This window comes from Vicinamibacteria bacterium (assembly GCA_035620555.1).
GTDB lineage: Bacteria > Acidobacteriota > Vicinamibacteria > Marinacidobacterales > SMYC01 > DASPGQ01.
In genome coordinates this window covers 22,777-32,893 of the sequence record DASPGQ010000243.1, presented here as the reverse complement: position 1 = coordinate 32,893, position 10,117 = coordinate 22,777, and the positions used below count along the sequence as shown (strand labels likewise).

Annotated in this window: 7 protein-coding genes; 3 read left to right on the top strand and 4 right to left on the bottom strand. The window is 61.6% G+C overall.

Annotation, left to right across the window (positions count from 1 at the left end; genetic code table 11):
* Positions 1-182 precede the first annotated feature (182 nt).
* Positions 183-1,631 carry a PQQ-binding-like beta-propeller repeat protein gene (locus tag VEK15_10350; GenBank protein ID HXV61084.1) on the top strand — a complete coding sequence of 483 codons (1,449 nt, stop codon included), beginning with the start codon at positions 183-185 and terminating at the stop codon, positions 1,629-1,631.
* A gap of 40 nt (positions 1,632-1,671) precedes the next feature.
* Here the strand turns inward: VEK15_10350 and VEK15_10345 are convergent, their stop codons facing one another.
* From VEK15_10345 to VEK15_10335, 3 genes are all read right to left on the bottom strand, one after another.
* Positions 1,672-1,902 carry a hypothetical protein gene (locus VEK15_10345; protein HXV61083.1) on the bottom strand — a complete coding sequence of 77 codons (231 nt, stop codon included), beginning with the start codon at positions 1,900-1,902 and terminating at the stop codon, positions 1,672-1,674.
* Positions 1,899-3,269, bottom strand: coding sequence for an adenylosuccinate lyase family protein (locus VEK15_10340; GenBank protein HXV61082.1), 1,371 nt, complete (start codon positions 3,267-3,269; stop codon positions 1,899-1,901). Before VEK15_10340 ends, VEK15_10345 begins: the two co-directional genes overlap by 4 nt.
* A gap of 67 nt (positions 3,270-3,336) precedes the next feature.
* On the bottom strand, positions 3,337-6,183 hold the full coding sequence (locus VEK15_10335) for a TonB-dependent receptor (GenBank protein ID HXV61081.1): 2,847 nt from the start codon (positions 6,181-6,183) through the stop codon (positions 3,337-3,339).
* A gap of 34 nt (positions 6,184-6,217) precedes the next feature.
* Here VEK15_10335 and VEK15_10330 point away from each other — a divergent pair, with 34 nt between their 5' ends.
* Positions 6,218-6,715, top strand: coding sequence for an RNA-binding protein (locus VEK15_10330; GenBank protein HXV61080.1), 498 nt, complete (start codon positions 6,218-6,220; stop codon positions 6,713-6,715).
* Between the two features lie 136 nt (positions 6,716-6,851).
* On the top strand, positions 6,852-7,175 hold the full coding sequence (locus VEK15_10325) for a hypothetical protein (GenBank protein ID HXV61079.1): 324 nt from the start codon (positions 6,852-6,854) through the stop codon (positions 7,173-7,175).
* Between the two features lie 16 nt (positions 7,176-7,191).
* Here the strand turns inward: VEK15_10325 and VEK15_10320 are convergent, their stop codons facing one another.
* Positions 7,192-9,951 (bottom strand): pitrilysin family protein, encoded by a 2,760-nt coding sequence (locus VEK15_10320; GenBank protein ID HXV61078.1) that lies wholly within the window; start codon positions 9,949-9,951, stop codon positions 7,192-7,194.
* Positions 9,952-10,117 lie beyond the last annotated feature (166 nt).

Below are 10,117 nucleotides of genomic sequence, written 5' to 3'. Positions count from 1 at the left end.
TTGGTCTTCCCGCGGCCGAGACGAAAGGCCAAGAGACGATCAGTCCGACGAGAATTCCGAGTTTCATCATGACTCCCTCCCTGCTTGGCGTCGTGCGATTCTATCCCGCGAGAAGTCGTTGAGTCGATTACCCGCAGCGTGGACCACGCGACCTGATGATGTGTGGCGCCTCGGTGGCGAGCATGTCGCACCTGCGTTACAGTCTTCCCGCAATGCCGATACGCTCTCTGGCGCGGCCGCTCCTTCTCTCGATGTTGACTCTCGGCTGGGACTGGCCGCAGTTTCGCGGGTCGAACGCCGCGGGTGTGAGCGAGGACACCGAGCTTCCGATCCATTTCGGCCCGGAGACGAACGTCGTGTGGAGGACCGAGCTTCCGTCCGGCCCGTCGTCTCCGTCGATCGCCGGAGAGAGAATCTTCCTGACGGGCGTCGACAACGAAAGGCTCTTCACTTTTGCCCTCGACCGTCGCACGGGACGCATCCTGTGGCGACGCGAAGCCCCGCGGCCCCGACGCCAAGTGCTCCAACCGAACAACAGCCCGGCATCTCCCACCCCGGCGACTGATGGCCGGAACGTCTACGTCTTCTTCGCCGACTTCGGGTTGCTCGCCTACGGGCCAGACGGCGAGGAGCTCTGGAGCCTTCCGCTCGGCCCATTCAACAATCCCTTCGGCCATGGCTCCTCTCCCATCCTTGCCGGTGATCTCGTACTGCAGGTATGCGATCAAGATGCTGGCGCTTTCGTGATTGCTGTGCACAAGGCGACCGGTGAAGTCCGTTGGAAGACCGAGCGCCCGCACGCGCAACGTGGCTATGCAACCCCCGTGCTCTACCGGCCTGGAGAAGAAGACGCGCTCCAGGTGCTCGTGGCCGGCTCCTACCAGCTGAATGCTTACGACGTCGCGAGCGGGACGCCGGTGTGGTGGCTCACCGGTCTTCCCTGGCAAATCAAACCGACGCCGGTCTTGGCGGATCACGCGGTCTACTTCGTCACGTCCTCGGGTGAATCCGATCCCGGCGAGCAGGAGATCGTCCCGAGCTTTCCCGAGGCCCTCGCTCAGCTCGACGAGAACCAGGATGGCAAGCTCGCGAAAGGCGAGCTCGTCGATTCCCGCGCGATCGGCCGTTTCGACGAGTACCTCGACTTGGACGATACGGGATTTCTGGAGGAGCGCGACTGGGCGCAGTTCCGGTTTAGGAGGCAGGGAATGAATTCCCTCTGGGCCTATCGGCTCGGCGGTGAAGGCGACATGACCGAAGGTAATTTCCTGTGGAAGAACCCCAGCGCTCTGCCCAATGTCCCCTCCCCGCTCTACTACCGCGGGGTCCTCTACACGCTCAAGGAGGGCGGGATACTGACGTCGTTCGACCCCGATACCGGCGAGATTCTCGAGCGGGGACGGCTTCGAGGGGCGCTGGGCGCCTACTTTTCCTCTCCGGTGGCCGCCGACGGGAAGATATACGCCGTGAGCGAGGAAGGTAACGTGGCGGTGGTCCGAGCGGGTGGTGACTGGGAGCTACTCGCAGTGAACCGACTGGACGACGGCACCAAAGCGACCCCGGCAATCGCGGACGGCAAGCTGTACATCCGAACCTACAGCGCCCTCTATAGCTTCTCCCAAAACCGCTGAGCTCCCGAGGCTCCTGCGGCTCGACGGGAAGACCCGGAGCTCAGAAGTCGGGACCCGCCTCCAGAAGCTTTTTTTCCAGGGGTTCCGCGATCTCATCCGGGATCTCGCGCGCGTAGAGGATCGAGGCCTCGAGCTTGCCTCGCCCTCGTCGTGCCGATTCGAGCGTTTCCGCGAGCCATCGCTCCGGGGCGTAACCGGTGATGATGGTCTTGTACTGCCACTCCATATTGGCCGGACGCCAGCGAAAAGCCACGGTCACCATCCATTTCATGGACTATCTTGCCTCCGAGCCGCCTTGCGGTGAGCCATCAGGACTCGGTCGACGAGCAGCGCCGACAGTCCCGTGGAACTCCGATAGTCGAGACATCTGGCGATCTCCTTCCTGGAGAGATGGCGGAGGACCACCGGATGCTCGGCGACGATCTCGCTGAAGCTGACTCCCCGGCACCGGGCATCCGTGGCCAGCTCGGTGACGAGCTCGTGGGCCCGATCCCTTCCCAGGGGCTCCGACAAGGCCATCAGCAGCGCTTCGGACGTCTGCAGGCCTCCGCCTCGCTCGAGGTTGCGCCGCATGTTGTCAGGCTTGACGATCAGTCCCTCGAGCAGGCGCTGCATGATGGACAACTGCGCCGAGGCGAGAAGACAGACTTCGGGGACGAACTTCCACGCGGTCTCTCCCTGGCGGTGATCATCCTCCCACTCGGCATGGACGTACTCCAGAGCCGCTCCCGCGTTGGAGCGGAGGAGGCGTCCGAGAAACACGATCGCTCCCGAAGCGACGGGATTCTGCTTGTGGGGCATCGCCGAGCTGCCGATTTTGCCCTCGGTGAACTCCGTGACCTCGTCGATCTCCGTCTGCTGGAGGTTATAGATGTTCTGCGCAATCTTCCCGAGAGTCGCGGAGAGGAGACACAAGAGCAGAACGAACTCGGCTAGCCGATCGCCTGCGGTCTTGACCGGTATCGCCGGAACTCCGAGGCCGAGTTTGGCCATGAGGTGTTTCTGCACCCGAAGTCCCTTGCGTCCCAGCGACGCAAGAGTGCCAACCGCGCCCCCGAACTCTCCAACGAGCACTCGCGGCCGGCTTGCGAGGAGCCTCTCCCGTTGCCGATTCACCTCGTCGAGCCACGTCGCCGCTTTGAAGCCGAAGGTGATGGGAATGGCGTGCTGGCCGTGAGTCCGACCCGCCATGATCGTCTCGCGATGGCGTTCGGCCAGATCCGCGAGCTGGTCGGCCACTTTGCCGACCTCCGCGGTCAACAGGTCGTAGGATTCCTTGATCTGGAGGATCATACCGGTGTCGAAGATGTTCTTGCTGGTGCAGCCCCAGTGGACGTAGCGTGCCGTTCGCGGAGAAACGGCTTTACGCAGAGCGTTCACCAGAGGAACGACGGGGTTCCAGGAGCGATCGAACTCCACCTTCATGGCGGCGAGATCGAGATTCTCGATCTTGGCTCTGCGTGAGATTTCTCGGGCGACGTTCTTGGGAATGACTCCCACCTCCGCCTCGGCTTCCGCGAGGGCTGCTTCCACATCGAGCCATCGCTGGTGGGTGGCCCGATCTGCCCAGATCTCCCGCATCCGCTCGGTACCGAAGCGGTCCTTGAAATAGAACGAGTCGAAAACCGTCGTAGGCATGGTTGCGTCAAACGCGATGGAAAAAGCCGGCGCGGTCGTGAAACCGGCGCCGGCACATCGGAACGATCTAAAAATGCAACTTGAGCCCCAGCTGGAACTGCAGGTTCTGGTAGCCCTGGCTGATCCGGAACTCGTCGTCGGCGGGGATCGGTGCGACCGCATTACCGCCGGAGTCGATCGTCACCGTTTCGGTGCGCTCCCGAACGTTGTCCCGGTTGAACAGGTTGAGGAAGTCTCCGAAGACTTCCAGCCGATAGCGGTCGCTGCTGAGGGGAAAGAACTGGGAGAAGCGGAAGTCCGCCTGGAAGAACGTCCCCAGGTTTCGATCCATGCGGTCCACGCCGACGGGGCGGTCGTTGGTGGACTGGCCGTCTCCATTGACGTCCCGATTGGAGCGGATGTTGAAGGGAAGTCCGCTATTGAGATTCACCACGAATCCGAGTTGAGTCTCGGTCGGGAGAGTCCATACGCCGCTGCTGATCCAGGTATGACGGACGTCGAAAGGCGTTCTCCCCTTGTCGCGACCGTTATCGGTGGGGTCGGAGTGGAACGGATCGCGGCTCCCGATGATCAGCCCCTGAAGGATGGCGTCGTCCTCGGCCTTGGCGAGCGTATAGAACGTGTTCAACGATAGATCTCGGGAAAGCCGTTTTCTCAAGCGAACCGTGAAGGCGTTATAGCTGGATTCTCCGATCGACTCGTACTGGCGTATGTGGTTGAAGGCGGGGTTGGCTCGGGTGTCGCCGTTGACCGCGGTGGCGAACACCGGTCGCCCGTCATCCAGGGACCCAGTCGGGTTGATCAGATTGACGTCGAGTGTCAAAGGGATGTTCCGGCCGAAGGCATTCACATAGGCGAGCTCGAAAGAAAGGTCGTCCTGAAGGGCCCGGCGGTACTGGACGGTGTTCTGGACGGAGTACTCGCTCCGGAAATCGGGAGACACCGTGTAGATGGTCGATGGGCTAGAGAAGAAACCCGCCCCCGCTGGCAGAGCGCCAGGAAAGGCCGGGGCGCCCGCGCTGGTGGGGTTCAGGACGAAATTGGTGAACTTCGGGTCGCCGTTCTGCTGGATCGCGTCGAGATAAATCCGGAGGTGCGGTGCATCGGTCATGACACCCGTCTGAAACGTCAAGACCGCCTTGCCTTCACCGGTCGTGTCCCAGGAAACCCCCACCCTCGGAGCGAAGTTGTTCTTGTCGATGCGAAACTCCTGTGACGCGGGATTGTTGGGCGCGGGAACGGCATCGGGGACTCGGTAGTAGTCATAGCGGACCCCGTACAGCACCTTCAGCCGGTCGTTCACCGACCAATCATCCTGGAAGTAGGCGGAGAAGAAGGTGGAGTCGAAGCTGAGGGTTGGGTCGCCGATGTTCTGGGCGAATGTCGTGTAAGCGAACGGGTCGATGCCGTCACGGGCGGCCTCGTAGGCTGCGATGCTGCCGAAGGTATAGGTGGTGTCGACCGAGCTTCGCCGGAAATCGTCCACCGCCTCGATGCTTCCTCCGAATTTGAAGGCGTGGTTGCCTCGGTAAAGGGTGAAGCTATCGGTGATTTGGAAGATCTTCTGCTCGAAGTTGTCGCCGTCGACGCCACCGAAGTTGGCCACTCCACTGATGGTGATCGCCGGCATCGACCCGCTGAAATCGTTCCTCACCCGGTCGGTCTTTCGATTGCTCCACTGTCCCCGGAGCTCGTTGAGCTTGTCGCCGCCGAACGAGGAGACGAGCTGGGCCGACACGCTGTTCGCACTATCGGCGAAGTCGACGGCCCGCTCGAGTGTGTTCAGACCACCGCCGATGTTGCTCGAGATCGGTTGATCGAACAAGGTGTAGCGGGCGCTCAAGCTGTGAGACGGATTTAGCTGGAAATCCCCTTTGACGATGAAGAACTGGGGCTCGGCTTGGGCGGGGATGACTCCGTCTCCGAGGGTGTCCGAGATTCCGAGCCGAGCCGCGTCCGCCGGGTCCACGGTAATGACCCGATCGGCGGAGAGATCTCTCTTGATGTACTCGTAGCCCACGTAGAAATGCGCGGCGTCTCTCCTTATCGGTCCTCCGAAAGTTCCAGTGAAGTTATCGACTTTCGTATCCGGTTTGGGAGCGCTCTCCGACAGAGTGAAGGGTCGCGCCGACATGCCCTGTCGACGGAACCGATAGCTCCCCGTCCCGCTGTATTGGTTCGTGCCCGAGGGGGTCACGACGTTGAATACCATGCCGGTGGTCTGGCCAAACTCGGGTGCCAAACCGCTGGTCACCACCTGGACTTCTTTGACGAAGATTTCCGATATGGGTTGCAGTCTGAGTCCAGGCCGATCTTTCTGAGTGTTCGTGTTCCCGTCGATCTGGTAGTTGGTGCGCATCTGGGTTCCGTTGGCGTTGACGCGGGGTACACCGAACTCCTCGTTCTCGTAGCCGGTCACGTTGGCCTGGAGGAGAGCGAAGTTGAAGGGATTCCTCGAGACCAGGGGAATGTTCCTGATCTCGCGCTCGTCGAGGAGACGCCCAAGATCCATTTTTGCCGGCTCGATGACCGGGGAGTCCGCTCCGACCGTGATGGTCTCGGTCACCTCGCCCACCTGCAGTGTGACGTTCACCGTCGCCGTCATTCCGGCGCTCAACTCGACACCCTCCTGGGTGAACCGAGAAAAACCGGAGAGCTCCGCCATGACGCGGTAGGTTCCGAGCGGCAGCAACTGGGCACGGTAGAGACCCGTCTCGTTCGTCACCACGGTGCGAGATGCCCCGGTGTCGAGGTTCGTAACCGTGACGCTCACGCCGGGTAGAACCCCTCCGGTTGCGTCTTTGATGACCCCCTCGATGGAAGCATTCACCGCCGATGCCTGGGCCAGGAGATGCGAGGGGGCTGCTTGAAAGGCGATCGCGGCGATCAAGGCGATGCGAGTCGATATCGTCATATCGGTAATCCTCTCTCGATAATCGGAAACCCGCGTGAGTTTGCTCGATGGGTACCCGGCAGCTTCGCTCGGGCGAGCCGCACCGTACCGTCTCGAGGGCTTCTACCGGGCTTTTCTGTCGGCACATGAAGGCCTATTGGCGTATAATGTTAAGCAAAAGGAGGGCTTTATCAATACTAAACTCTTCGTTGGAAACATGAGCTTCGACACGACCCAGAACGACCTCGAGAGCCTTTTTTCTCAGGTAGGCTCGATCATCGAGGTCTTCATGCCTACCGACCGAAACACAGGACGGCCCAGGGGATTTGCCTTCGTCAAGTTCACCGAGCAAGCAGAAGCCGAGGAGGCAATCAACCGCTTCGACGGATACGAACTGGGAGGACGGAACCTCCGCGTCAGTGAAGCCGAAGAGCGACCGCCTCGCTCGACTGGCTTTGCCGACGGTGGCTCCCCAGACCGCCCATACGGCAAGCGCGCGAATAAACCCAAAGGCAGTCGCCGCAACGTGCGCGCGCGCAAGCGGGGATTCTAACAGGTTCCCCAACTAATATGGAAGGCTCTCGCGGGCGAGACCGAGGGCCGATGAAGAGCGCTCGAGACTGATTCGAGCCGAGAACGTGAGCCGCGCGGGGAGGTGTCCCTCCACGACTCGCCGAGGAGAGAGACACATGGCAACCACACCCAGATCCGAATATCTCGGCTTCACGGTCGACGAACGCTGCCGCACGTACCGGCTACGGGTACGACAGCCCGATGGCGCATCCCGCGAGTTCACCGTGTCCATTGCGAATCGGGCTTTCCTCGCGAACCGAGTCCGGTATCAGGATGCGCCCGAGATCTGTTTTCTGAAGCTCGAGCGCGAGCTCATCGCCCAGGGAGGCGAAATGGAGCAGTCGCTCCTTCAGGTCAGCGACGACGAGCTCGACGAGTACCGAAGATCGCACGCCAAGAAACCGTCCCCCCATCGTCCGCGCCGGCAGATCAAGCCCTGAGGATGGGCAAGCCCGTTCACTTCTCCGGATGGGTGCCAACGCGCGCGAAGTCGCCGGCCTTTACGAACGACATCTTGTCTAGCTTCAAGTGGCGTTGCATCGCTTCGAGGATGTCCGAAGCGCTCAGCGCTCGAACCTCGGCCTCCAATCGACTCGCCCATTCCAGCGTGCGACCTTCGTAGCCGAGCGCGTTGAGTGAAGCGGCGAGCTCTCGCTCTTGAGCTCGGGAAAGCCGCCGCTGCTCGAGCCAGCCTTGTTTGGCAGCTGCGATCTCCTCGGCGCTGAACCCATCATCGAGAATCCGGGCTATCTCCTCCTTGAACGACGACTCCAGCCGTTCGGCGTGCTGGGGAGCGTAGATTGCATAGCAGAAGAATCGGCCGCTCTTCTCCCATGCGCTCGCGTCGAAAGTGCACCCGGCCCCGTAGCTCAGGCCTTCCTTCTGCCGAAGCCGGGTGGCGACACGGGAGTTGAGGAAGCCGCCGCCGGTCATGAAGTTGCCCAGGACGAGCGCCGGATAATCGGGATCCTCATCACGAATTTCCATCGGCAACCCCGCGAGGAACACCGCACTTTCCTTATCCGGGGCCTCGAGCTCCTCGATCAGGGGAGGTTTGTCCCGGTAGGGCGATTCGAGACGCGCGTAGGTGGATCCGCTCGTCCAACCTCCGAAGAGATCACGTAACGCCGACTCCAATTCGGTTGCGTCGAAGTCCCCGACGGCGGCGAGCTCGGCGTGCGACAGGCCGTAGAACCGGGTGTGGAACTCACGTATCTCGTCCAGCGTGACGGACTTGGTGCGTTCGATGCGCTCTTCGAGCGTGGGCACGTAACGAGGGTCCTCTTTCGGCCAATCCATCGAATGACGACGAAAAGCCGTCATGGCGATCTGCAACGGATCGCTTCTCGAATCTTCCAGCCGGGCAAGGGTCTCTTGTCTCAAGACCTCGAGCTCGGAGGAGGGAAAAGACGGATGGCGAAGAATCTCGGCGACGAGATCGAGCGCGGGGAGGAGGTTCTCGCGAGGGACTTCCAGCCGGACACCCGCCCGGCTCGCTTCACCGAAAAGGCGAAGATTGGCTCGGAGGCGATCGAGCTCGTCCTGGATTTCCTGGCGGCTCTTTGACTCGGTTCCGCGCAGCAACATCGGCGCTGTCAGCTCGCCGGCGCTTGCCCGGCCCCGCAAGTCGTCCGCATTGCCGAAGCGCAGGTCGAGCGCGATCTGGATGACACTCCCCCGCGTCTTCTTGGGTAATAGCGCGATGCGCAAGCCAGGCTCGATCTCGCTGCGTGCGGTGCGCGATTCGACCGCCTCGGGGGAGGGATCGAATGCCTCGCCCATCGCCAGCGTCTCCCTGCCTTTATAATCTTCGACCAGGGCGTCGATGTTGGGAGCTGCCGGGACCTCAGCGCGCAGGGGTTCCGTCGTCGGGATATAGAGTCCTACGGTGCGATTGATGCTCGCGAGATAAGCGACGGCGACGCGGTGAACGTCCTCCGGCGTGACTTTCTCCAGACGATCGCGATGGAGGAACATCAAGCGCCAATCGCCCATGGCTGCCCAGTTGGACAGCAGGATGGCCGCTCGCTCCGAGGCTCGCATCGTGGTGTCCCAGTCCTTCAGCCGGCTCGCTCGCGCTCGATCGATCTCTTCTTGCGTCGGTGGCTCTTCGATCACACGGTCGATTTCGCGCAGAAGAATGTCTCTGGCCTCGGCGAGCGAACCGTCTTTCCTGACCTCGGCAAGAGCGAAGAGGATGCCGGGGTCGGCGAGCTGGAATGCGAAAGATGAGGCCCGGGAGGCTTTCTGAGTTTCCACCAGCGCCTTATAGAGTCTTCCCGAAGGGGTGTCGCCGAGAACGAACGACAGAAGATCGATGGCGGCGAAGTCGGGATGCGATCCGGCGGGGACGTGGAAAGCCGCGCCGACAACTTGAACATCGCCCACACGCCGAAGGGTCACGGAGCGTTCGCCGTCCTGCGGAGGCTCCACAGTGTAGCTCGAAGGGAGCGTGCGAACCGGACGGGGAATGGTACCCAACTTTCGTCGCACGAGCTCGAGCGCCGCAGACTCGTCGAAGTTTCCCGCCACGATCAGGACGCTATTGTCGGGCTGGTACCACGTACGGTAGAAGGCCTGGAGGTTCTCGATGGGAACGTTCTCGATATCGGCTCGGGACCCAATGGTGGATTTTCCGTAGCTGTGCCAGAGATAGGCCGTCGAGAGCATCCTTTGCATGAGGACGTTCTGGGGGTAGTTTTCTCCCATCTCGAACTCGTTGCGGACAACCGTCATTTCCGAGTCCAAGTCCCTCCGGGCGATGAAGCTGTTCACCATTCGGTCGGCCTCGAGATCGAGGGCCCATTCGAGGTTCTCGTCGTTGGCGGGGAACGTCTCGAAGTAGTTCGTCCGGTCGTACCATGTCGTCCCGTTCGGCCGCGCCCCGTGTTCCGTCAGCTCCTGGGGAATGTCCGGATGCGCGGGGGTCCCTTTGAAGACCAGGTGCTCGAGCAGGTGCGCCATCCCCGTCTCGCCATAGCCTTCGTGCTTGGAACCCACGAGATAGGTGATGTTCACGGTAATCGTCAGTTTGGATGGGTCGGGAAAGAGCAGCAGGCGCAGTCCGTTGTCGAGCCGGTACTCGGTGATCCCTTCGACCGAGGCGACCCGTTGGATTCCTTCGGGTAAGGAGACGTCTTGAGTGCTCGATGGAAGAGCGAGCGAAGAGACCAGGAAGACTCCCAAGAAAAAAAGCCAGGCACTCAGATGCGGCATCGTCCTCCTCCAGCAGTCCGACTCCACGCATCTTACTTCGTCGCCCCAAGCAGGGTGATGAAAAACTCAGCCCACCCTGCGCGAGCGGAGCGTTCGACTTCGCCAAGGCTTCGTCGAAACCGCGCCGAAGCCCGGAGGGCGCAGGCGGGAGCCCGGCGCAATCGTC